We start from the raw sequence: 22,512 nt of genomic DNA, 5'->3' as shown, positions 1-22,512 counted from the left end.
GCCGACTCGCACGCGGCGCGGTCGGCTTCCGCCGCTCCCGTCGCACCTCCCTCGTCGCATCGCAGACGACCACCACGACACGCACACAGACCCATGGCTGACCTCACGCTCGACCACGTATCGAAGTTCTTCGACGACGGCGGCTCCAAAGTCGTCGCCGTCGACGACGCCTCCGTGACCATCGAGGACGGCGAGTTCCTCGTCCTCGTCGGTCCCTCGGGGTGCGGGAAATCGACCACGCTCCGCATGATTGCGGGGCTGGAAACCGTCTCCGAGGGCGAGATTCGACTCGGCGACGACCGGATGGACAACCGCCCGCCGCGCGACCGGGACATCGCGATGGTGTTCCAGTCGTACGCGCTGTACCCGCACATGACCGTCCGCGGGAACATGCGCTTCGGGCTGGAGGAGTCGACTGACATGGGCGACGCCGACATCGACGAACTCGTCGAGGAGACGTCGTCCATGCTCGGCATCGCCGACCTGCTCGACCGCAAGCCCGGCGAACTCTCCGGCGGCCAGCAACAGCGGGTCGCCCTCGGGCGCGCCATCGTGCGCGACCCCGAGGTGTTCCTGATGGACGAGCCGCTGTCCAACCTGGACGCCAAACTTCGCTCGCAGATGCGGACGGAGCTCCAGCGCCTGCAGGAGGACCTCGGCGTCACCACCGTCTACGTCACTCACGACCAGACGGAGGCGATGACGATGGGCGACCGAATCGCCATCCTCAACGACGGCGAACTCCAGCAGGTCGCCACGCCGCTGGAGGCGTACCACCGTCCGGCGAACCGCTTCGTCGCGGGCTTCATCGGCGAGCCGTCGATGAACTTCTTCGAGATGGACGTCCAGGGCGACGAACTCGTCGGCGACGCCTTTTCGTACGAACTCTCGGCGAAGTCCGCGGAGGCGGTCGAGGGCTCGGAGCGCGTCACCCTCGGTATCCGCCCCGAGGACGTCGAAGTCATCGACGACGCGGCCGCGGACCACGCCTACGAGACGACCGTCGACGTGGTCGAACCGATGGGTAACGAGAACGCTGTCTACCTCGAACTCGGCGGCGAGCGCCGCTTCGTCGCCACCGTCGGCGGCATGCGCCGAGTCGAAGCCGGCGAGTCGGTCGTCGCCCGCATCCCCGAGGACGCGGTTCACCTGTTCGACGCGACCACCGGCGAGACGCTCCAGAACCGGTCGTTAGAATCGGCCGACCTCGACGCGCCGGAAGCGAACCTCTGAGCGGGCCGTTCGGGTTCAGTCGGGTTCAGGCGGGTCGGTCTCTTTTCGGTCCGTTCGCCGTTCTCAGTACGTCGGTCGCGGTGGTTCGTTCACTCCTCCAGCGCTGCGTACTCCTCGGGCGTGTACGTCTTCAGTTCCATCGCGTGGATGTCCGTCGTCATGTGGTCGCCGAGGGCGTCGTAGACGAGTTGGTGCTGCTTGACCAACGACTTCCCCTCGAAGGCGGGCGAGACGACGACGGCGGCGTAGTGGTCGTCCTCGTGGTTCTCGTCGACCGTTCGCGGCCGCGAGACTGTCGCGTCGGCGTCCTCGATGTTCGATTCGATGAGTTCCTCGATGGCGGCGAGTTCCATGTGCGTACTGGCGGCCCGCGCCGGCAAAAAGCGTCCGGGAAGTGACGGGCGTACTCGCGGAGGTTTTTATACGGCGACGACCCACCTCGGTTCGTGACTGACGCGACATCTCACGACGGACTCGCCGAGGAGGCCGCTCGCGTGCTCCGCGACGAACACGAGCGACTGTTGACCGTCGTCGGCCAGTGCGCCACCGCCGTCGCCGCCGAGTGGGACGGCGATTCGGTGGCGGACCGCGAGCGCGTCATGCCGCCGTTCAGGCGCGCGCTCGACGGCTCCGGCGCGCTCTCTCGACTGCCGCGAGCCCTCGCCGACGCGGTGACGGCCACCGGCAGACCGATGGCCGCGCCGCCCGTCGCGGCCCCGCCGTACGTGGTCGTCACCGGCGAGGGCGTCGTCCTCCGCGCCAACCTCGGCGAGGAGCGACTGGTGGTGCTCCTCCGGGCGTTCGAAGTCGTCCGCGACGGCGACGACGGCTCCCACCGCTACCGCCGCATCGACGGCGTCGAAATCGAGGCCGAAATCGTCTGAGTCGAGCCGTCCCGTCTCGACCGCGGTTACATCTGGTAGCGGCGCACGTCGTCCCGCGGCGGGGCCTGCGACTGTCCGGTCATCTCCTCGTAGGTCATCCCCGCGAGGTACTCGTCGTAGGTCACGTCGTAGCCCTGCCGGAGGTGGAAGTCGAGTTGGCCGCGGTCGAGTTCCGACTGGAACAGCGCGTGGACCGCCCGGCGGACGAGTTCGTCGGCGTCGTCGGGGTCGAACAGGGCGACGAGCATGGCGAGTTCGTGTCGCGTCTCGCGGTCGAGCGACACGTCGAGGCTGTCGCCGAGGTCTCCGTAGGCCGCGTCAACGTCGTCTGTGAGTTCGTCGAGCGTCATCGCCCGGCGATGGGGTCGTCACGGGGATACGCGTTTCGACCGCGGAGAGGAGAGTCGACTTCTCGTCCTCGCGGCGTGACGACGCTCCGGCATCGCCACGGCTAAACGCGGGCCGTCCCAAGCCGGGGCGATGAGCGACGCGCCGTCCGAACTCCCCGCCGACCTCGACCGCGAAGCAGTCCAGTCCGCGCTCACCGAGTGGTACGAGGCCGACCACCGGGACTTCCCGTGGCGGCGCACCGACGACCCCTACGAGATTCTCGTCTCCGAGGTGATGAGCCAGCAGACCCAACTCGGCCGCGTGGTCGAGGCGTGGGAGGCGTTCCTCGACGAGTGGCCGACGACGGCCGACCTCGCGGCGGCCGACCGCGCCGACGTGGTGGGCTTCTGGACGAACCACCGACTGGGGTACAACAACCGCGCGAAGTACCTCCACGAGGCCGCCCGGCAGGTCGAAGAAGACCGCGGCGGCGAGTTCCCACGGACGCCCGACGGCCTCTCGGAGCTGATGGGCGTCGGCCCCTACACCGCCAACGCGGTCGCCTCCTTCGCGTTCAACAACGGCGACGCGGTGGTCGACACCAACGTCAAGCGGGTGCTGCACCGCGCCTTCGCGGTCCCCGACGACGACGCGGCCTTCGAGGCCGCCGCCTCGGAACTCATGCCCGACGGCGAGTCCCGCGTCTGGAACAACGCCATCATGGAACTCGGCGGAGTCGCCTGCGGGAAGACGCCGACGTGCGACGAGTCCGGCTGTCCGTGGCGGCGGTTCTGTCACGCCTACGAGACGGGCGACTTCACCGCCCCCGACGTGCCGACCCAGCCGAGTTTCGAAGGGAGTCGGCGGCAGTTCCGCGGTCGGGTCGTCAGAGTTCTCGGCGAGTACGACGAACTCGGCCTCTCGGAGTTGGGGCCGCGGGTCCGCGTCGACTACGGCGGCGACACGGGTACGGAGTGGCTCCGCGGCCTCGTGGACGACCTCGAATCCGACGGGTTAGTCGATGTCGCGGAGAGCGACGACGGCGTCCGCGTCTCGCTGGCGAAGTAGTTCGCGCTCCGCCGGTGGTTCTCGCCGCGCTTGTTTCGCCGCTCGTAGTTATCCCACCGCACTAGTCCGGCACCAGTCGCACTCCTCGTCTCCGACTACGTACAGTCGATGGCAACACGCGACGCGTCGTCGTTCGACCCTCGCGAAGCCGCGGAGTCCGCCGAAGCAAAGACCCTCACGCTGGACGGCGGGCGGCGACTCGCCTACGCCGAGTACGGCGATTCCGACGGCATCCCGGTCGTGTTTCTCCACGGCGCGCCGGGGTCGCGCCTGCTCGGGGCACTGTTCGACGCGTCGGCCGAGGAACGCGGAATCAGAGTCCTCGCGCCCGATAGACCCGGCTACGGCCGTTCGTCGCCGCGCCCGACACCCGAGGAATCGGGCAGGCCGAGCCAGCGACCCTCGACACCTGCACCCGCGGAGTTCTTCGACGCGCTTCTCGACGACATCGGCGCGCAGTCGGCGGGGCTGGTCGCGTTCTCCGGCGGGAGCCGCGACGCGCTGGCTGTCGCGGCGGCGCGGCCGGACAGGGTTCGGCACGTAAGCGTCGTCGCGGGGGCGGTTCCACCGGCAGCGAGCGAGGAAACGCCCCGAACGCAACGGCTCCTGTCGTGGCTGGCGACGAACGCGCCGGCGCTCCTCAGCTATCTCTTCCGCGGGCAGGCGTGGCTCGCCGGGAGGCTCGACCCCTCGCTCGTCGTCGCGCAGTACACGGCCGACGACGCGACCGGAGCAGTTCCAGACGGGGTCGCCGCGGTGGTTCGAGACGACTTCGCGGCGTCGGTCAGTCGCTCGCGGCGGGGCGTACTCTGCGACTTCCGGGCCGCGGCCGCGCCGTGGGGGATTCCCTTCGACGACATCGAGGCCGGCGTGTCTCTGTGGCACGGCGACGCCGACACGAACGTCCCGATAGCCGGCGCGAGACGCCTCGAACCGGAGGTACCAGGCGCGCGGCTTCGAGAGGTGCGCGGCGCAGACCACCTCCGGACGCTCCTCCGGAGCGCCCCCGGCGTGCTGGACGAACAACGCCGCGCCGCGGGGTCGCTCGACCCGGACGCTTCGGACGGCTCGTCGGAGCCGACCGCCGCCGCCGAATCGCACCACTGCGTTTGATATACCGGACCGAAAAACGGTCGTTCGAAACGGAATGAAACACGCCCAGTTCTCGGTCGACTACCCGGACCGGCTGGTCCACCCGCTCCAGCGCGGGATGATGCGCGACTCGCCGGTCGACCGGGCGGAGCTGTTGATGTGGAGTCCGACGGCCGACGCGACGACGCTGTTCTGGTTCGACGGCGACCGAGACGCGGCCGACGCGCTCGTTTCGGACGTCGATTCGCTCGTTCGGGCGCACTTCGTCGAGGGAGCTGAGGGGACCTACGGCTTCCTCCACCAGCGCGACTACGAGTTCGCGGACCCGCTTCTCGGGGTCATCGCCGACGCTCGAGTGATATTCCTCCCGCCGGTGGTGTTCCACGCCACCGGCTCCGTCCGGTTCGAGGCTGTCGGCGAGGTGTCGGCGCTCAGCGCGTTTTACGACGACATCGCGGCGCTCGGCGACCTCACGGTCGAGCGCGTGAAGCCCTTCGACCGGCGGCGGGCCCCCTCGCAGCTCACCGACCGACAGCGGGCCGCGCTGGAGACCGCGGTGTCGGCCGGCTACTACGAAATCCCTCGCGAGGGGTCGGTCGCGGACGTGGCGAACGCGCTCGACTGCTCGACGAGCACGGCCGGCGAGCTACTCCGAAAGGCCGAGGCGACGGTGCTCCGGGAGTTCGTCGGTTCGGGGTGACGCGCGCCGACGCCTACGGTACCTTCAGGTAGGCGTCGCCCGCCGCCTGTCGCGCCACGAGCTCGCCGACGCCCGAGGGAACGACCTCGACGCCGTCGGCCAGTTGGTCGGCGTCAAACCCGCGGCCGTCGAGCGAGTTTCGACAGGCGCAACAGCGAACGCCGGCCTCGAACAGCGGGTCGAGGCGGTCGCGGACGGGCGAGTCGGCGAGGAACAACAGCGCCGCGTCGCCGTTTGCGAGAAGCGTGACCTCGTCTGTCTCGACCGTCTCGTCGTCGAGCAGGTTTCGGACGTTGCGGATGGCGTGCCGCCAGTCGCCGAGGTCGGCGCTGGAGACGTGGAAGACGACGTTCACGGTTGGTTTTCGCGGTCCGGGTTCCTGTGTGTTGTGCCCGTCCGACACGCTCGACTGCGGCCGACGAGATTTTCACGGCGCTCTCGGAGATACAGGGTATGACGCAGCCACACGTGGTCGCCATCTGCGGCAGTCTCCGCGACCACAGCTACACCCGATTGGCGCTCGAACATGCCCTCGCCGGCGCGTCGGCCGCCGGCGGTACGACGGAACTCGTGGACCTCCGCGAGTACGACCTCCCGCCGCTCGACGCCGATTACGACGAGCAGGGCGATTCGGCCGAACTCGTCCGCGTCGTCGACGGCGCGGACGCGGTCATCCTCGGCACGCCGGTCTACCACGGCTCGTACTCCGGCGTCCTCAAGAACGCCCTCGACTACTGCGGCTTCGACGAGTTCGGCGAGAAGACCGTGGGCCTCCTCGCCGTCGCCGGCGGGTCGTTTCCCGTGACCGCCCTCGAACACCTCCGGTCGGTCTGCCGGTCGCTGAACTCGTGGGTGCTCCCCCATCAGGTCGCCATCCCTCGCGTCTCCTCGTCGTTCGACGGCGACGACCTCGTGAGCGAGGACCTGCGCGAGCGGGTCGAGCGACTCGGCCGCGACGCGGTCGTCTACGCCAACATCGAGCCCGAGCCGCCGACGTTCGAAAGCGGCGAGAACGTCGGCGCGGACGACTGAGCAGTCGCCACGCGCTGTTTCGAACGCGGCGTGGGTTCGGTCGACCGACCCGTCTCGACTCCCGACCGTCGCGGCAGATGAACAATCGTTTTGACCCTCCTCGTCCCCCAGTCAGGATATGCACGCCATCACGCAGAGCGGATGGATAGAGGTCATCTCCGGCTCTATGTTCTCGGGGAAGACGGAGGAGCTCCTCCGACGCCTCCGCCGGGCCGAAATCGCGGGTCAGGAGATTTCGGTGTTCAAACCCCAGCTCGACGACCGCTACGGCGAGACGACGGTCGGCTCTCACGCCGGTCGTTCGTGGGAGGCGAGCGTCGTCCCCTCCGAGGGCGAGGGCGTCTGGCAAATCGCCGAGGAACTCAACGGCGAGGACGTGGTGGCCATCGACGAGGCCAACTTCTTCTCGGCCGAACTGGTCGACGTGTGCGAGGCGCTGGCCGCCGACGGCAAGCGCGTCGTCGTCTCCGGGACCGACCAGACGTTCCGCGCCGAACCGTTCGACCCGCTTCCCCAACTGATGGCGCTCGCCGAGTACGTCGACAAGCTGCAGGCCATCTGCACCGTCTGCGGCGAGCCGGCCACACGGAACCAGCGACTCATCGACGGCGAGCCCGCGCACGTAGACGACCCCACTATCCTCGTCGGCGCGGAGGAGTCCTACGAGGCGCGGTGCCGGAACTGTCATACCCTCCGGCGGGACTAGAGGCTAGCGTGACTACTTGGGTCGAAACCCCACGCGAGGGCCGCGACCGCGGGCTGACCGGCATCCTCCGCGCGTGGGTCGCTGTGGTCGTTCGCCCCCGCCAGTTCTTCCGCGACGGCGTCGCCCCCGGCGACCAAGCGCCCGGCCTCGTGTTCGCCATCGCGGTGGCACTCGCCTATCAGGGCCTCGGGTTCGCCTTCGAGCCGGCGACGATTCCGGCCATCGAGGGCGGCCCGCTCGTCTCGGCGCTCGTCGCCCTGCTCGTCGTCGCGCTGTTCGTCGCGCCGGCGCTCCTCCACCTGACGGCGGCCATCCAGACGGCCCTTCTCATCCCGCTTTTGTCCCGCCGCGCGGGGGTGAGCGAGACGGTGCAGGTCATCGCCTACGCCGCCGCGCCGTGCGCCTTCGCCAGCCTCCCGATTCCCGGCGTCCGCGCGCTGTGCGCCGTCTACGGCGCGGTGCTCCTCGTCGTCGGCATCAGCGAGGTCCATCAGACGACGGTTCCGAAGGCGGCGCTCGCCGCGGCCGTCCCCGCCGGCGTGGTCTTCGGCTACGCCTTCGGCGGCTTCCGCGCCCTCTCGGAACTCGCCGCGGCGCTCGCGCTCGTCTGAGCCGAACCTCGCCTCGAATCCCCGCGTTTCGACCGACGGAGCGGCGGTTTCCCGCCCGCACACGCGCCACTCTCCCCTGAGCGTTTTTCGACAATCGTTTTAGTTAGGGGTTGTTTGCTCAACGCAATGGATTGGATTACGCACGAGGAGGACGTCTGGTTCGAATTCCGGGGCAATAGCCCCCACCAGCTCGTCCCCGGCCGATTTTACAAAGGCACCGTCGACGGGTACGCCGACTTCGGTGTCTTCGTCGACCTCGCTTCGAACGTGACCGGATTACTGCACCGCAGCGAACTCGACCGCCGCCTCGAATCCCTCGAATGGGAGCCGGGCGACGAGGTGTTCGTTCAGGTGAAGAACGTCCGTGACAACGGCAACATCGACCTCGGCTGGTCGATTCGCCAGTCCGACTCGGAGTTCCGCGGCGCTCGCATCCACGACCCCGACGGCGACGCCGACGGCCAGCCCGTCGAGCAGGAAGCCGAAAGCGACGGCCCGACGGCCGTCAAGACGCGCCCGAAGACGGGCAAGACCGCGAAGCCAGCCGGCGCGAGCACGTCGTCCGAGACGGTCGAAACCGAATCGGAGCCAGAACAGGAAGCCGAACCCGAGCCCGAGCCCGAGCCCGAGCCCGAACAGGACGCCGCGTCCGAGTCCGAGTCCGACGCCGGAGACGAGGACCGCGCGCCGACCGCCGGGGACGTCGTCGACGACATCGCCGCCAACGGCGAGTCCGAGCAGGACGTCGAAGCGGAACCGGAGAGCGAACCCGAGTCCGAGTCGGAGCCCGAGCAGGACGACACCGACGCCGAGCAGGAAGCCGAGACCGAGGTTGACGCCGACGCCGACGAGGCGGAGCGCGTGACCCTCGGCAGCATCGACGACCGCGTCGGCGACGTGATTCGCGTCGAGGGCGAAATCGCCAGCGTCCGCCAGACCGGCGGCCCGACGGTGTTCGAACTCCGCGACGAGACGGCTATCGCCGACTGCGCGGCCTTCGTCGAGGCCGGCGTCCGCGCGTACCCCGAAGTCGAAGTGGGCGACTACGTCCGCATCGACGGCGAGGTCGAGCGCCGCCGCGGCGAACTGCAGATAGAGACCGAGGAGCTGACGATTCTCGACGGCGACGAGGCCGACACCGTCGCCCAGCGCCTCGCGGACGCCCTCTCGGACGAGGCCCGACCGGACGCCGTCGCGCCGCTCGCGGCCCACGAGCCGGTCGCCGCCGTCGGCAAGTCGCTGCTCGACGCCGCGGAGGCCATCCGCCGCGCCGTCCTCGAATCGCGCCCCATCGTCGTCCGCCACACGGCCACCGCCGACGGCTACGTCGCCGGCGCCGCCGTCGAGCGCGCCGTGCTCCCGCTCATCCGCGACGAGCACCCCCGTGACGACGCCGAGTACCACTACTTCACCCGTCGCCCGCTCGAGGAGGCCGTCTACGGCATGGACGCCGCCACGAACGACGTGACGCGGATGCTCGAAGACCGCGACCGCCACGACGAGAAGCTCCCGCTCGTGCTTCTCCTCGGTGCCGGCTCGACCGCCGAGTCCCTCGACGGCCTCGGCCTGCTCGGCGTCTACGGCTCCGAGCGCGTCGTCGTCGACGCCGCGCCCGCCGACGACGAGGTCGCCGAGGAAGTCGACGTGCTCGTCAACCCCGCCCGCGAGGGAGCCGACGCCCGCGACCTCTCGGTCGGCGCGCTCGCGTCGACGCTTTCTGTCGCCGTCAACGAGGACATCCGCGACGACGTGTCGCACCTCCCCGCCGTCAGCTACTGGGAGAACTGCCCGCAGCAGTACCTCGACCTCGCCGAGTCCCACGGCTTCGACGCCGACCGCGTCCGCGAACTCCGCGAGGCCGTCGCGCTGGAAGCCTACTACCAGTCCTATCAGGACAAACGCGAACTCATCGCCGACCTGCTGTTCGACGCCGACGAGGGCCTCGCCGGCCACGTCTCCGAGCAGTTCCGCATCAAGCTCGAAGACGAAATCGAGACGGCGCAGGCGAACCTCGAACGCCGCGACGTCGGCGCAATCTCCGTGGCCGTCCTCGATTCCGACGCCTACAGTCACCGCTTCGACTTCCCGCCGACGGGCCTGCTCGTGGACGAACTCCACCGCCGCACCCGCGAGGGTGACGCCTTCGTGACCGTCGCGCTCGGCATGGACGAACTCTACCTGCGCTCGACGGGCGACCTCGACCTCCGCGCGGTCGTCGAGTCGGCCGCCGAGAAAGCGCCCGCCGCCGGCCTCGCCGCCGCGGGCATCCGCGAAGGTCGCATCGAGTTCCTGACCGGCGCGCGCGACGAGGCGCTCGAAGCCGTCCTCGACGCCGCCGCCGAGCAGTTCTAAGCCGCAATCCAGACTCCTCCTCGCGCGGTTCGACGGAGGGCTGTATTCCAGCCTCCCGAGCGACACGCTTATCCACGAAACGACCCGATTCGCGCCCATGAACCGCCACCACGTCGCCGAACGGGAGGTGTGTCCGTGAGCGCCGAGACCGAGACGGAGTCCGAGGCGTTCGAGCGGACCTGCGAGGCGCTCGTCGACCGCATCCTCGCGGGCGACGTCGACCGCGACGACCTCGAATCGGCAAAGCTCGACGCCTGTTCGGAACACTCCTCGCCGAAAGTTCCGAAGAACGCCGAGATTCTGCAGTACGCGCCCGAGGACCGACGCGAGGAGGTCAAAGAGGTCGTCCAGCGCAAGCCCGTCCGCACCGCCTCCGGCGTCTCGCCGGTCGCCATCATGACCTCGCCGCACATGTGCCCCCACGGGAAGTGTCTCTACTGTCCCGGCGGGCCCGCCAGCGAGTTCTCCTCGTCGCAGTCGTACACGGGCCACGAGCCCGCGGCCGCCCGCGGCGTCCAGAACGACTACGACCCCTACGGGCAGGTCACGCTCCGCCTCGAACAGCTTCGACACATCGGCCACCCCGTGGACAAGGTCGAACTCATCTTGATGGGCGGGACGATGACCGCCCGGAGCCACGACTACCAGGAGTGGTTCGTCAAGCGGGCGCTCGAAGCCATGAACGACTACGACCTCGACAAGGAGCCCGAACCGGCGGAAGACCGGTCGTTCAAGCCCGACCCCGAGGATGTCGAGTTCGAGTACATCGAGGACGTCATCGCCGAGAACGAGACGAACGACATCCGTAACATCGGGACGACCTTCGAGACGAAGCCGGATTGGTGCGACCCCGAGCAGATAGACCGGATGCTCGATTTGGGCGCGACGAAGGTCGAAGTCGGCGTCCAGACGACCTACGAGCGAATCAACCGCGAGATGCACCGCGGTCACGGCGTGCAGGCCTCCATCGACGCCAACCGCCGCCTCCGCGACTCGGCGTTCAAGGTCGGCTTCCACATGATGCCCGGCCAGCCGGGCATGACCAAGGAGATGTGTCTGGAGGACTTCCGCCAGCTGTTCGAAAACAGCGACTGGCGGCCCGACTACCTCAAAATCTACCCGACGCTCATCGTCCGCGACACCATCACCTACGACATGTGGCGTCGCGACGAGTACGAGCCGCTGAACAACGAGGAGGCGGCCGACATCGTCGCGGAGGTCATGGGCATGATTCCGAAGTACACCCGCCTCCAGCGCGTCCAGCGGGACATCCCCGCGGACTTCATCGACGCCGGCGTCTGGAAGTCGAACCTCCGACAACTGGCCGCCCAGCGCGCCGAGGAACGAGGTATCGTCCAGCGGGACATCCGCGCCCGCGAGGTCGGCATGAACGAGGCCGACCCGGACCCAGAGCGCATCGAACTCGACGTGATGACCTACGAGGTCGCCGGCGGCACGGAGCACTTCATCTCGTTCGAGGACCCCGTCGAGGACCTGCTCGTCGGCTTCTGTCGCCTCCGGTTCCCCGGCAACCCGGTCCGCCGCGAACTGCAGGACGCGGCGCTCGTCCGCGAACTCCACGTCTACGGCTCCGAGGCGGGCATCGGTGCCGACGGCGACTGGCAGCACAAGGGCTACGGGAAGAAGCTCCTCGCGCACGCCGAGGAACTGTCCCGCGACGCCGGCTACGACAAGATTTCGGTCATTTCGGGCATCGGCGTCCGGCAGTACTACAAGGAGAAACTCGGCTACCACCAGGACGGTCCGTACGTGTCGAAGCGGCTGTAGGGAATAGTCGGATTTTTGGTCCACCGTGAGGCCGTGCCTCACGAGCCTTCGGTCGCAGTCGCTCCCGAAGACAGATTTTTGCGAGACGAGCGTAGCGAGTCCCGGAAAAAGTGGGCGCTACGTGTCGAAGCGGCTGTAGACTGAGCACCAGTTTTTTTTGGTCCAGATTTTTGCGAGACGAGCGCAGCGAGTCTCGGAAAAAGGTGGGCGCTACGTGTCGAAGCGGCTGTAGCCGACGAAAACACCAACCTCGGTCGATTCTCACCACTGATTGTCGCTCCGCCACGTTTTTACTTTTCGGCCGACCGCACTCGGTAGAATGGCACCACAGGGGGGTGCGGCGGTTCAGGGGCAGGCGACGACGTGGCTTCAGGACCTCCGCTCGGCGCTCGCACAGTTCGTTTCGACCGAAGAACGACTCGGTATCTCGGCGGCGCTCGTGGCGCTCGCGCTCGGAGTCGCGGTCTTCCTCGCGCCACGACTCGTCTCGCGGGCGACCGCCGAGTTCCGAACGCGAGTGTTGGCCCACCCGCGGGTTCCCGACGCCGTCACCGACGCGGCGTGGCTGTTCCCCGCGACGGTCGTCGTCCGGACGCTCCAACTCGCGGTCTTCGTCGGCGTGGCGCTGTCGCTGTTGCTTCTCTGGGGATACACCGGCCTCGCCGCGGATTTCGCCGAGGTACTCGCCGTCGCTATCCCGAACGCCGCCAAACTCGGGGCCACGGTCGCGCTGTTCGCCGGGGCGCTCGTCGGGACGAACGTCCTCGAAGAGAAACTGGACTCGTACGCGACCGCCTCGGACAACATCAACGCCCACCAGCAGGGCATCGTCTTCCGCGTCCTCCAACTGGTCGTCCTCCTCGCGGTCGGGATGGCGGCGCTCACGGTCTGGCAGGTCAGAATCGGCGGCCTGCTCGTCGGCGCTGGCTTCCTCGGCATCGTGGTCGGGATGGCCGCGCGACAGACCCTCGGGTCGCTCATCGCGGGCTTCGTGCTGATGTTCTCCCGGCCGTTCGAACTCGGCGACTGGGTGGAGATAGACGACGCCGAGGGCATCGTCACCGACATCACCATCATCAACACCCGGCTGAGCAACGCCGACGGCGAGACGGTCGTCTTCCCCAACGACCGCGTGACGAACGCGAAAATAACCAACCGGACGAAGCGCAACCGACTCCGACTTCGCCTCGATGTGGGCATCGACTACGAGGCCGATATCGAACACGCCGAGTCGGTGGCCGAGGAGGCGCTCACCGACCTCAAGTTCGTCGAGGACGTGCCGAAACCGCAGGTGATGCCGACGACGTTCGGCGACTCGTCAATCGGGCTCCAACTCCGCTTTTGGATTACGAACCCCTCGGCCCCGCGTCGGGCGCAGGCGAAAGCCGAGGTGCTTCGGAGCGTGAAACTCGCGTTCGACCGCGAGGGAATCAAGATACCCTACCCGCAGCGCGAACTGCTCGCCCGCGAGGAGGCCGACGGCTTCCAGCTCCGAGAGGCCCGTCGCAGTCGGCCGGTGGAGAAGTCGGTCTCGAAGGAGTAGGTGTCCCGGCTACAGCGATTTTCGCATCTCGACGTGCGGGATGCTGGCCTCGTCGAACTCGTCGCTCGTCGTCTCGTAGTCGAGGCCGTGGTAGAATCCCTCCGCGGTCGTCTGGCCGTGGAGCAGAAGCGAGTCGAACCCGCGCTCGCGCGCCTCGGCTTCGAGCGCGTCCATGAGTCGTCGCCCCCAGCCCTCGCCGCGAGCCGATTCGAGGACGGCGACGCGTTCGACCTTACCGACGCCGGGTTCGTACTCGCGCAGGCGGGCCGCGCCCACCGGGTCGCCGCCGCGGTAGGCGACGAAGTGGACCGCCTCGGCGACGGGGTCGTCGTGTTCGTCCCACTCCAGTTCCTCGTCGACGCCCTGTTCGTCCACGAAGACGGCCTTTCGGACGGCGAAGGCGTCGTCGCGCTCGCCTTCGCTGACCGCCACGCGGACCTCGGTTTCGCTCATGGAAGCAGTTCCGCGGGCGGCCACCTGACGGTTGCGGAGCGGGTTTTATCATGTCGTTCCACTGACTACCGTCCGTGAGTACGCTCGACAGGTTCTTCCTCGGACGCGAGGACGCGCCCGTCCGACAGCATCAACTGGGCGGCGTCGTCCTCTTCGCGCTCGTCTTCGCCACGCACCTCCCGCCGGACGCGGTCGGTCCGCTTTCGTACCCGTTCGGGCTCCGGCTGTGGCCCGTGGTCGCGCTCGGCCTCGGTGGCGGCGCGGTCGGTGCGCTCCGCGGCGACGGTGTCTTCGGGGCGCTCCCGCTCGGCGTCGGTCCGGTACTCGGGTTCTTCGCGGCGCTCGGCGCGGCCGAGTTGACGACGCCGAGCATGGGGCTCTGGCAGGGAGTCGCGACCGGCCTCGTCGCCGGTGGGGTCCTCGCGATCCTCGGGTTCGCGCTCGGTTTCGGCGGGCGCTACGCCGTCGCTCGCGTACTGTCGTCGGCGTGACCCCGCGCCGACTCGCCGCCGAGCGCCCAGCCGAGCCGGTAGACGAGCGACCCGGTCGCGAGCGTCACTAGCACCCAGACGACGAGCAGTATCCCGACGAACAGGACGCCGTAGCCGCCGAAGGGAACCAGCGGAAGTGCGAAGGTCACGGGTGCGGCGACGATGGCGAGCGACAGCGGGCGCGTGCTCCCGCCGCGCCGGGCCGCGTAGCCGAGGGGGAGAAACAGCACGACGGCGGCCTCTAACGCGAGCGCGCTGAGCGAGAACCACGGATTCGGTCCCGGCATCGCGACCGCGGTGGCGACCGCGAGCGCGACCTGCGGCCCGACGGTCGCGGCGACGAGACGACGGAATCCGAGCGCTTTGGGGCGAACCGCCGAGACGACGCCGAGCGCGACGAGTTGGAGTGCGAGGAGCCACGCCATCGCGGCGACGCTCCCGGAGAACGCCCGGACGACGAGGAGGCAGAGGCCCCACAGGACGCCGAGTCCCGCGACGACGGGGCCGAACCGCCGCGCCCCCCGGTCGCCGTCGAACCGGCGGTCGAAGTGCCGGATGAGGAGGACGCCGATGGTGAGCACGAGCGTCGGGACGAACGCGACCCACGCGACGTTCGTGAGGACGCCGGGGCCCGAGTCAGCGGCGAGGCTCGCGTAGGCCGCGGCCGTGGTCGCCAGCCCCGCGTCGGGGCCGAACGTGAGGTACGTCTGGCTTCCGACGCTGGACGGATCCCCGTCGTCGGCGCTCCAGACGGCGGCCGTCTCGTTGGTCCGCGTCCCGGGGGGCGCGGTGAGGAGCGCCGACTCCTCGGGGCCGGTGACGACGAATCGGTCAGCATCGACGTAGACGGTTCCGCTGACCTCGTCGTCGTGGAAGTAATCCACGACCAGCACGTCCCCGTAGCCGCGATACGCCATCCCGGGCACCTCGAAGGTCACGACCGCGGTGTCGCCGTCCATCCGGGTTTCGAGGCGTCTGCGGTCGTCGGTGAACACGCGGTGTTCTTCGAAGGTTCGGCGGACGACGCGGTCGAGTCGGTCGGGGCGCTCACGGAACGTCGCGGCCGACTCGTCGTCGAGTTCGACGCGGGCGGTCCACGCACCGACGCCGTCGTCGCCGACGCGGACCCGGAGCGCGCTCGATTCGACGGTGAGCGGGACGCCGACGTCGTCGCCCGCCTCCTCGAACGTCTCGCCGCAGACGCCGCAGACGGCTTCGGGCGGCGGTCGCGCCTCGGCGGGGACGCTCCCGACGGGGAGCGCGGCCAGCGCGACGAGGAGGGCGAGGGCGGCGAGAGCGAGGGTGCGGGGACGCATTCACCGAATACATTCTGGCTGGCTGATAAGTATCTTCTCCCCGATTCGGGCGGTCGCAGAACCCGCGGAAACGACACCCCTTTTCGTTCGCCGCCAAAAAGCGAGTCCATGGACCCGAAGCGGGAACTCACGAGCGTCGACCTCGCGGCCCTCGTCACCGAGTTGAACCGGTACGAGGGCGCGAAGGTCGACAAGGCGTACCTCTACGGCGACGACCTGCTTCGCCTCAAGATGCGGGACTTCGACCGCGGTCGGCTCGAACTCCTCCTCGAAGTGGGCGAGATAAAGCGCGCGCACCTCGCCGCACAGGAGCACGTGCCGGACGCTCCCGGTCGGCCGCCGAACTTCGCGATGATGCTCAGAAACCGGCTCAACGGGGCCGACTTCGCGGGCGTCGAGCAGTACGAGTTCGACCGCATCCTCACGTTCACGTTCGAGCGCGGCGACGAGAACACGAAAATCGTCGTCGAGCTGTTCGGACAGGGCAACATCGCGGTGCTCGACGAGACGGGCGAAGTCGTCCGCAGTCTGGAGACGGTGCGGCTCAAGTCGCGGACGGTCGCTCCGGGGTCGCAGTACGAGTACCCCGCCTCGCGGCTCGACCCCCTCACCGTCAGCCGCGACGCCCTCGGCCGGAATATGGAGCAGTCCGATACCGACGTGGTGCGGACGCTCGCCACCCAGTTGAACCTCGGCGGCCTCTACGCCGAAGAGCTGTGTACCCGCGCCGGCGTGGAGAAGACGCTCGATATCGCCGACGCGACCGCCGACGACTACGACGCCGTCTACGATGCCATCGTCGACCTCCGCCAGCAGGTGCGCTCCGGGGAGTTCGACCCGCGGCTCTATCTCGACGAGGACGGCGAGGTCGTGGACGTGACGCCCTTCCCCCTGCGCGAACACCAGAACGCCGGGCTCGACGAGGAGGCCTACGACACGTTCAACGACGCACTCGACGAGTACTTCTTCCGGCTCGATTTGACCGCCGACGAGCAGGAGGCGACCTCTGACCGCCCGGACTTCGAGGAGCAAATCGCCAAGCAACAGCGCATCATCGACCAGCAGGAGGGCGCAATCGAGGGCTTCGAACAGCAGGCCCAAGACGAGCGCGAGCGCGCCGAACTGCTGTACGCCAACTACGACCTCGTCGACGACGTGCTGTCGACCGTCCGCGGCGCGCGCGAGGAGGGCGTCCCGTGGGACGACATCGGCGAGACGCTTGCGGAGGGAGCCGAACAGGGTATCCCCGAGGCCGAGGCCGTCACGAACGTCGACGGCGCGAACGGCACGGTCACCGTCGACCTCGACGACGCGACCGTCACCCTCGAGGTGTCGATGGGCGTCGAGAAGAACGCCGACCGCCTCTACACCGAGGCCAAGCGTATCGAGGAGAAAAAGGAGGGCGCGCTGGCCGCCATCGAGGACACTCGCGAGGAGCTCGCGGCCGTGAAGAAGCGCCGCGACGAGTGGGAGGCCGACGACGACGAGGACGACGAGGACGACGAGGACGAAGAGCCGGAGGAGACAGACTGGCTCGCGCTCGATTCGGTCCCCGTCAAGTCCACGGAACACTGGTTCGAGCGGTTCCGTTGGTTCCACACCTCCAGCGGCTACCTCGTCGTCGGCGGCCGCAACGCCGACCAAAACGAGGAGTTGGTGAAGAAGTACATGAGCAAGCACGACCGCTTTTTCCACACGCAGGCCCACGGCGGGCCGGTGACGCTCCTGAAGGCGACGGGGCCCAGCGAGCCCGCGCAGGCGGTCGATTTCTCCGAGGAGACGCTCCGCGAGGCCGCGCAGTTCGCCGTCTCGTACTCCTCCATCTGGAAGGAGGGCCGCTTCGCCGACGACGCCTACATGGTCGAGCCCTCGCAGGTGTCGAAGACGCCCGAGTCGGGCGAGTACATCGAGAAGGGGAGCTTCGTCATCCGCGGCGACCGCGAGTACTTCGAGGACGTGGCCGCGAAAGTCGCGGTCGGCATCCAGTGCGAGGACGAGACGCGCGTCATCGGCGGTCCGCCGTCGGCAATCGAGGCGCGCGCGGAGACGACGCTGACGCTCACGCCGGGGCAGTACGCCCAGAACGACGCCGCGAAACTGTGTTATCGCCGGCTCCGCGAGCGCTTCGCCGACAAGTCGTTCGTCAGAAAAATCGCATCACCCGACCAGATTCAGGAGTTCCTCCCGCCGGGCGGCAGCGACATCGTCGACGAGTGAACGTCGACGCCGTCCCCCGGTAATCAGACGCTAGACGGCTTAATATTCAATTATTCGGTTGCGTCGGGTACAAGATTATATACTTTCTCGTCGTAATGTTGCTTCGAGCGCGCGTGTCAACCCGCGAATCTCACATTCGGCCGAACGGCCGGTGGGTGGGTGGGTGGTGGCGCTCGGTGAATCCCAATGCTTTCAGAATCACTCAATTACCTTCGAAACGGCGAGGACTGGGTAAAGACGGTCCTCATCGGCGGCGTCCTCGGCCTGTTGAGCTTCCTCATCGTCCCGACGTTCCTCGTCATCGGCTATCTCCTTCGGGTCGTTCGCGCGACCATGAAGGGCGACGAGGTTCCCCCGGTGTTCGACGACTGGGGCGACATGGCGATAGACGGCGTGAAAGGCTTCGCTATCGTGTTCGTCTACGCGCTCGTCCCGGCCATCATCGCGGGCGTGTTCGGCTTCGCCGGCATCGTCGGCGCGGCGGCCGGCGGCTCCGACGCCGCGGGCGCGCTGGGCGGCATCGTGGCGCTCGTGGGCCTCCTGCTCGCGTTCGTCCTCGGCCTGCTCGCCGCGTACCTCATCCCGGCGGCGCTGTCGAACTACGCCGAGACCGACCGCATGGGCGCGGCGTTCGACTTCGGCACGCTCCGGCCCATCCTGACCTCGGGCAAGTACGCCACCGCGTGGCTTACGGCCTTCGCGGTGCTGTTCGCGTCGTCCATCGTGGTCGGCGTCCTGAACGTCATCCCGCTTCTCGGCTTCGTCGTCGGGGCGTTCGTGACGTTCTACGCGGCCGTCGCAGCCTACTACATCATCGGCAAGACGTGGGGCGAACTCCACGACATCGAGATGATGGACGAGGGCGAGACGCCGGGCGAACAGCCCGCCGTCTGAACTGTCAGCGAAAAACCGAATTTTCGACGGAATATCTAAGCCGCTAGCGGCGCGACACCCCAACGGTATGCTCTCCGACGCGCTGTGGTTTCTCAAGCGAAGCGACGACTGGGTTGCGACGACGATTATCGGCGGGGTTCTCTCGCTGCTTTCTGTACTGATACTCCCGGGGATTATCCTGCAGGGCTACTTCGTCAGGGCGATGCAGGCGGCCGCGAACGGCGAGCGGGCCGCGCCCTCGTTCACCGACTGGGGCGGCCTGTTCGTCGACGGCCTGAAGCTGTTCGTGGTGACGTTCGTCTGGGCGTTAGTGGCCATCGTCCCGTCGATGCTGCTCTCGGTCATCATCGGCATCGGCACCTTCACCGTCTCCGAGGCGGCGACGGGGAGCGCGGCGGCGTCCTCCGCGGGCGGTGTCGGGCTCGGTATCGTCTCGGTCGTCCTCGGCCTCCTCGTGTTCGTGCTCAGCCTGCTCGCGGCCTACCTCGGGCCGGCCGCAGGGGCGAACTTCGCCATCGAGGGGAATCTCGCTGCCGGCTTCGACGTGCGTACTATCCTCTCGGGCGCGTTCACCGGCGAGTACGCCGTCGCGTGGTTGCTCGCGCTCGTCGTCGCGGTCGTGCTCGGCTTCATCGGGGGTCTCCTTTCGGTCATCGTCGTCGGGCTCTTCGTCCTGTTCTACGTGCAGGTGATTACGTACTACCTGTGGGCTCGCGGCTTCGCCGACGCCACCGGCAAGGGCCAGCAGCCGACGCAGTCGACTGGCTGGTGAGCGGCGCAGGGCGGCAGGCGGCGGCCGGGTTGGCGTCCGCGACGCCGACTCGCGACGGGTGACCGCGATAGCAGGACTCTTTTCCGTTCCCCGACGACCGGACGTGTATGCGCATTTCGAGCCGCGGTCGCGGCGAGGAGGGGCGCGAGCGAATCACGCTCGTCCCCGAGAACGTCGACGACCTCTGGCACCTCTCGTACGTCCTCGAACCGGGTGACCTCGTCTCCGGCGACACCACCCGCCGCATCCAGCGCGACGACGAGCAGATGCGGGACACCGGCGGCGAGCGCGAGCACCTCAACGTCACCATCGAGGTCGACGACGTGGAGTTCGCGCGCTTCGCCAACCGCCTCCGCGTCGGCGGCGTCATCGTCTCCTGTTCCCGCGAGGACCAACTCGGCCACCACCACACGCTCAACGTCGAGGAGCGCGCCGAGATAACCATCGAGAAGCACTTCAAGGCCGACCAGATAGACCGCATCGAGACGGCCGAACAGGCCGCCGAGAACCCCGACGTGGCCATCGCGACCGTCGAGGAGGGCGCGGCCTACATCCACACCGTCGCCCAGTACGGCACCGACGAGTACGCCTCGCTCACGAAGCCGACGGGGAAAGGCGAGTACGCCCGCCCGCGGTCCGAACTGTTCGACGAACTCGGGTCCGCGCTGTCACATCTCGACGTGGACGCCATCATCCTCGCCGGACCGGGCTTCACGAAGAACGACGCGATGGACTACTTCGAGAACAACTTCCCCGAGGTCGCAGAGACAATCGTCACGACCGTCGACACCGCCGGCGTCGGCGACCGCGGCGTCCACGAGGTGCTCAAGCGCGGCGCGGTCGACGACGTGCAGAAACAGACCCGCATCGCCGAGGAGGCTAACCTCATCGACGAACTGATGGAGAACATCTCGACGGGCGCGAAGGCGGCCTACGGCGTCGAACAGGTCGCGGAGGCCGCGGAGTTCGGCGCGGTCGAACACCTGCTTCTCCTCGACTCTCGACTCCGAGCCGAGCGACAGGGCGACGGCGACTGGGACGTGGACGTGAACGACATCATCGACTCGGTCGAACAGAAAGGTGGCGAGGTCACCGTGTTCTCGGCGGAGTTCCAGCCCGGCGAGCAGTTGAAGAATCTCGGCGGCATCGCCGCGGTCCTCCGGTACCGGCTCCAGTAGACCGCCTTCGCCGCCATCGCCGGAGAAACCGTTTAGCCGCCGGAAACCAACGTCTAGTCGTGATTCGGAGGGGGCTCTCGGAGGCGACGAGGCGGGTCGACCGCTGGCTCGACCAGGTGTTTTTCGCCGCGTGGGAGGTGTCGGTACTGGCGATTCCGACGCTCTGGCTCCTGCTTTTCGCGACCCCGAGAGCCGCGGTATCGCTGTCCGGTCTCACCGCCCTCGCAGCGAGCGCCGTCGCCGTCGGCACCTTCCGCGGCGGCTACGTCGGAACCGGGTCGTGGCCGCGGCCCGGCCACCTGCCGACGCTCCCGATTCGCTCGGCGTACTACAGCCTCGTCGTCGGTGGCACGGCCCTGCTCGGCGCGTTCGCGCAGACCGAACTGGGGGCGTTCTGGCCGGGCATCGTCGTCCCGGCGGTCGTCGGGGTCAGCGCGCTGGCGCTCGTTCCGGTCGTCCTCGTCGGGACCGAGCGGGTCGCGCGACTGACGATTTGACCGGCCGGCGGACGCTTACTGGCCGGTGAGTGACTCGCTCGCCGGCGAGAAGTCGATGGTCGTTCCGAGTCCCTCGTCGCGTGCCTTCTCGTAGAGCATGTGCGCCGCGGCGACCGTCTCGATGCCCGTGCCGCCGCTGTCGAAGACGGTTATCTCCTCGTCGTCCTCGCGCCCGGCGGCGACGCCCGCAACGACCTCGCCGAGTTCGGCGTGGATGTGGTCCTCGTCGACGACGCCGGCCTCGACGGCGGCGAGGAACGACCCGGCGTCCATCGTGGCGCGCTCGCGGAGGTCGGGGACGTACGTCGCGCGCTCGATGGTCGTCTCGTCGAGTTCGCGCTTTTCGGGGTGGTACTGACCCATCGCGGTGACGTGCGTGCCGGGTTCGAGCAGGTCGCCGTCGAACACCGGCTCCGCGGCGGTCGTGGCGGTGACGACGATGTCGGCACCCTCGACGGCCGCGGCGCTGGAGGCGACGGCGGCGACGCTGGCGTCGAGGGTGCGGTCCAGCTCGCCCGCGAACGACTCGCGGCTCTCCTTCGTCGGCGAGTAGACCCAGACGGTGTCGAGGTCGCGGACGGTCGCGGCGGCCCGGAGCTGTCCGCGGGCCTGCGCGCCGCTCCCGATGAGCGCGAGCGTCGAGGCGTCGTCGCGGGCGAGGGCGTCGATGGCGACTCCGCCCGCCGCCCCGGTCTTGAAGGGATTCATACTCGCGCCGTCGAGGAGCGCCAGCGGCTCGCCGCTCTCGGCGTCGAAAAGCGGCGTCATGAACCACGCGTCCTCCGCGCCGAAGCCGGCGGAGTACATGTAGCCGCCCATCGCGCCCGTCTCGGGGAGCACGGCCGCGTAGGAGGTGAGCATGCCCGGCGGCTCGCGGTTGAACAGTTTCGTCCGCGGCTCGGCCGGCGCGCCCTCGCCGCGCTGTCTGTAGCCCTCGCGGACGGCCTCGACGTACTCGGAAGGGGTCGCCAATCCGCTAACCTCGTCGCTCGTGAGGAACAAGGTCGCTGTCATGGTCGGAAAAACGAGACCTGCGGTCAAAACCCTGCGGGCCGGCGAACCGACCGGACGGGCGCGGGTTGGGGGTTAGTCTGCGTCGAGGACCGAAGGAGAGGGTGCGTCAGCGGCGTTGGGACCGGCGTGTTCGTCGAGGCGGGCGGGGGACGGCGACGAGGGCCCGTTCACGAAGAGCGCGTGGCCGGTGAGGAGCGCGGCCATGCCCGCTGCCATCGGCACTGCCGTGGTCAACTGCAACCCGGCGACGGTAAGCGTGCCAGTGATGCCGAGGAGTGTGAGCGGAATGAGCCCAAGAATGTAGTCGTAATATCCGGTCATAATATATAGCATACTACGGA

The 22,512-nt window shown here is 68.5% G+C and carries 24 protein-coding genes; 17 read left to right on the top strand and 7 right to left on the bottom strand.

Features of this window, described 5'->3' with window-relative positions; translation table 11 throughout:
* Positions 1-93: 93 nt before the first annotated feature.
* Positions 94-1,233, top strand: a complete 1,140-nt coding sequence (locus BN984_RS05925; protein ID WP_008094794.1) for an ABC transporter ATP-binding protein — start codon at positions 94-96, stop codon at positions 1,231-1,233.
* Between the two features lie 89 nt (positions 1,234-1,322).
* Here BN984_RS05925 and BN984_RS05920 read toward each other — a convergent pair whose 3' ends face one another.
* Positions 1,323-1,586, bottom strand: a complete 264-nt coding sequence (locus BN984_RS05920) for a BolA family protein (protein ID WP_008094795.1) — start codon at positions 1,584-1,586, stop codon at positions 1,323-1,325.
* A gap of 93 nt (positions 1,587-1,679) precedes the next feature.
* Here BN984_RS05920 and BN984_RS05915 point away from each other — a divergent pair, with 93 nt between their 5' ends.
* On the top strand, positions 1,680-2,117 hold the full coding sequence (locus BN984_RS05915) for a hypothetical protein (protein WP_049967867.1): 438 nt from the start codon (positions 1,680-1,682) through the stop codon (positions 2,115-2,117).
* Between the two features lie 26 nt (positions 2,118-2,143).
* Here BN984_RS05915 and BN984_RS05910 read toward each other — a convergent pair whose 3' ends face one another.
* Positions 2,144-2,467 (bottom strand): hypothetical protein, encoded by a 324-nt coding sequence (locus BN984_RS05910; protein WP_004969267.1) that lies wholly within the window; start codon positions 2,465-2,467, stop codon positions 2,144-2,146.
* Between the two features lie 130 nt (positions 2,468-2,597).
* On the opposite strand from BN984_RS05910, the gene BN984_RS05905 reads away from it, so the two are divergent.
* The 3 genes from BN984_RS05905 to BN984_RS05895 all read left to right on the top strand — a co-directional run bounded on the left by BN984_RS05905 (position 2,598) and on the right by BN984_RS05895 (position 5,307).
* Positions 2,598-3,515, top strand: a complete 918-nt coding sequence (locus tag BN984_RS05905) for an HhH-GPD family protein (RefSeq protein ID WP_049967866.1) — start codon at positions 2,598-2,600, stop codon at positions 3,513-3,515.
* A gap of 108 nt (positions 3,516-3,623) precedes the next feature.
* Positions 3,624-4,628: an alpha/beta fold hydrolase gene (locus tag BN984_RS05900; RefSeq protein WP_049967865.1), complete on the top strand. Its 1,005-nt coding sequence runs from the start codon at positions 3,624-3,626 to the stop codon at positions 4,626-4,628.
* Positions 4,629-4,662: 34 nt separating this feature from the next.
* A complete protein-coding gene (locus BN984_RS05895) occupies positions 4,663-5,307 on the top strand; it encodes a helix-turn-helix domain-containing protein (protein ID WP_008094809.1) in 645 nt (214 codons plus the stop codon).
* A gap of 13 nt (positions 5,308-5,320) precedes the next feature.
* On the opposite strand, the gene BN984_RS05890 is transcribed toward BN984_RS05895, so the two are convergent.
* Positions 5,321-5,662, bottom strand: a complete 342-nt coding sequence (locus tag BN984_RS05890; protein WP_049913560.1) for a DsrE family protein — start codon at positions 5,660-5,662, stop codon at positions 5,321-5,323.
* A 98-nt stretch (positions 5,663-5,760) separates the two neighbouring features.
* Between BN984_RS05890 and BN984_RS05885 the strand changes: the two genes are divergently transcribed.
* The 6 genes from BN984_RS05885 (at position 5,761) to BN984_RS05860 (ending at position 13,339) form a co-directional block, all read left to right on the top strand.
* Complete coding sequence (locus BN984_RS05885; RefSeq protein ID WP_008094813.1) at positions 5,761-6,339, top strand: NADPH-dependent FMN reductase; 579 nt, start codon at positions 5,761-5,763, stop codon at positions 6,337-6,339.
* A gap of 118 nt (positions 6,340-6,457) precedes the next feature.
* Entirely contained in the window at positions 6,458-7,045 is a 588-nt protein-coding gene (locus BN984_RS05880) for a thymidine kinase (RefSeq protein WP_004061202.1), read from the top strand.
* Between the two features lie 83 nt (positions 7,046-7,128).
* Positions 7,129-7,656: a YIP1 family protein gene (locus BN984_RS05875; protein ID WP_008094818.1), complete on the top strand. Its 528-nt coding sequence runs from the start codon at positions 7,129-7,131 to the stop codon at positions 7,654-7,656.
* A gap of 126 nt (positions 7,657-7,782) precedes the next feature.
* Complete coding sequence (locus tag BN984_RS05870; RefSeq protein ID WP_049967864.1) at positions 7,783-10,008, top strand: DHH family phosphoesterase; 2,226 nt, start codon at positions 7,783-7,785, stop codon at positions 10,006-10,008.
* 129 nt (positions 10,009-10,137) lie between these two features.
* A complete protein-coding gene (locus tag BN984_RS05865) occupies positions 10,138-11,796 on the top strand; it encodes a tRNA uridine(34) 5-carboxymethylaminomethyl modification radical SAM/GNAT enzyme Elp3 (protein WP_008094820.1) in 1,659 nt (552 codons plus the stop codon).
* Between the two features lie 319 nt (positions 11,797-12,115).
* The gene (locus tag BN984_RS05860) at positions 12,116-13,339 is read left to right on the top strand and encodes a mechanosensitive ion channel family protein (RefSeq protein WP_049967863.1); all 1,224 of its coding nucleotides are present in this window, start codon (positions 12,116-12,118) and stop codon (positions 13,337-13,339) included.
* A 9-nt stretch (positions 13,340-13,348) separates the two neighbouring features.
* Here BN984_RS05860 and BN984_RS05855 read toward each other — a convergent pair whose 3' ends face one another.
* A complete protein-coding gene (locus tag BN984_RS05855) occupies positions 13,349-13,792 on the bottom strand; it encodes a GNAT family N-acetyltransferase (RefSeq protein WP_049967862.1) in 444 nt (147 codons plus the stop codon).
* A 74-nt stretch (positions 13,793-13,866) separates the two neighbouring features.
* Between BN984_RS05855 and BN984_RS05850 the strand changes: the two genes are divergently transcribed.
* A complete protein-coding gene (locus BN984_RS05850; RefSeq protein WP_049967861.1) occupies positions 13,867-14,283 on the top strand; it encodes a hypothetical protein in 417 nt (138 codons plus the stop codon).
* On the opposite strand, the gene BN984_RS05845 is transcribed toward BN984_RS05850, so the two are convergent.
* A complete protein-coding gene (locus tag BN984_RS05845) occupies positions 14,250-15,599 on the bottom strand; it encodes a hypothetical protein (RefSeq protein ID WP_049967860.1) in 1,350 nt (449 codons plus the stop codon). The genes BN984_RS05850 and BN984_RS05845 overlap by 34 nt on opposite strands.
* Before the next feature lie 108 nt (positions 15,600-15,707).
* On the opposite strand from BN984_RS05845, the gene rqcH reads away from it, so the two are divergent.
* From rqcH to BN984_RS05820, 5 genes are all read left to right on the top strand, one after another.
* Positions 15,708-17,816, top strand: coding sequence for a ribosome rescue protein RqcH (rqcH, locus tag BN984_RS05840; RefSeq protein ID WP_008094827.1), 2,109 nt, complete (start codon positions 15,708-15,710; stop codon positions 17,814-17,816).
* A 186-nt stretch (positions 17,817-18,002) separates the two neighbouring features.
* Positions 18,003-18,710: a DUF4013 domain-containing protein gene (locus BN984_RS05835; RefSeq protein WP_008094828.1), complete on the top strand. Its 708-nt coding sequence runs from the start codon at positions 18,003-18,005 to the stop codon at positions 18,708-18,710.
* Between the two features lie 67 nt (positions 18,711-18,777).
* On the top strand, positions 18,778-19,482 hold the full coding sequence (locus BN984_RS05830) for a DUF4013 domain-containing protein (RefSeq protein ID WP_049967859.1): 705 nt from the start codon (positions 18,778-18,780) through the stop codon (positions 19,480-19,482).
* 107 nt (positions 19,483-19,589) lie between these two features.
* Positions 19,590-20,660, top strand: coding sequence for an mRNA surveillance protein pelota (locus BN984_RS05825; RefSeq protein WP_008094832.1), 1,071 nt, complete (start codon positions 19,590-19,592; stop codon positions 20,658-20,660).
* A gap of 62 nt (positions 20,661-20,722) precedes the next feature.
* Positions 20,723-21,157 carry a hypothetical protein gene (locus BN984_RS05820; protein ID WP_049968588.1) on the top strand — a complete coding sequence of 145 codons (435 nt, stop codon included), beginning with the start codon at positions 20,723-20,725 and terminating at the stop codon, positions 21,155-21,157.
* Between the two features lie 15 nt (positions 21,158-21,172).
* Here BN984_RS05820 and BN984_RS05815 read toward each other — a convergent pair whose 3' ends face one another.
* Positions 21,173-22,171 (bottom strand): ornithine cyclodeaminase family protein, encoded by a 999-nt coding sequence (locus BN984_RS05815; RefSeq protein WP_008094836.1) that lies wholly within the window; start codon positions 22,169-22,171, stop codon positions 21,173-21,175.
* Positions 22,172-22,243: 72 nt separating this feature from the next.
* The gene (locus BN984_RS05810) at positions 22,244-22,492 is read right to left on the bottom strand and encodes a hypothetical protein (protein WP_049905039.1); all 249 of its coding nucleotides are present in this window, start codon (positions 22,490-22,492) and stop codon (positions 22,244-22,246) included.
* Positions 22,493-22,512: the final 20 nt, after the last annotated feature.

The organism is Haloferax prahovense (assembly GCF_000723845.1).
GTDB lineage: Archaea > Halobacteriota > Halobacteria > Halobacteriales > Haloferacaceae > Haloferax > Haloferax prahovense.
Note: the sequence above shows the minus strand (reverse complement) of the source record. Positions and strands in the feature narration are given on the sequence as shown.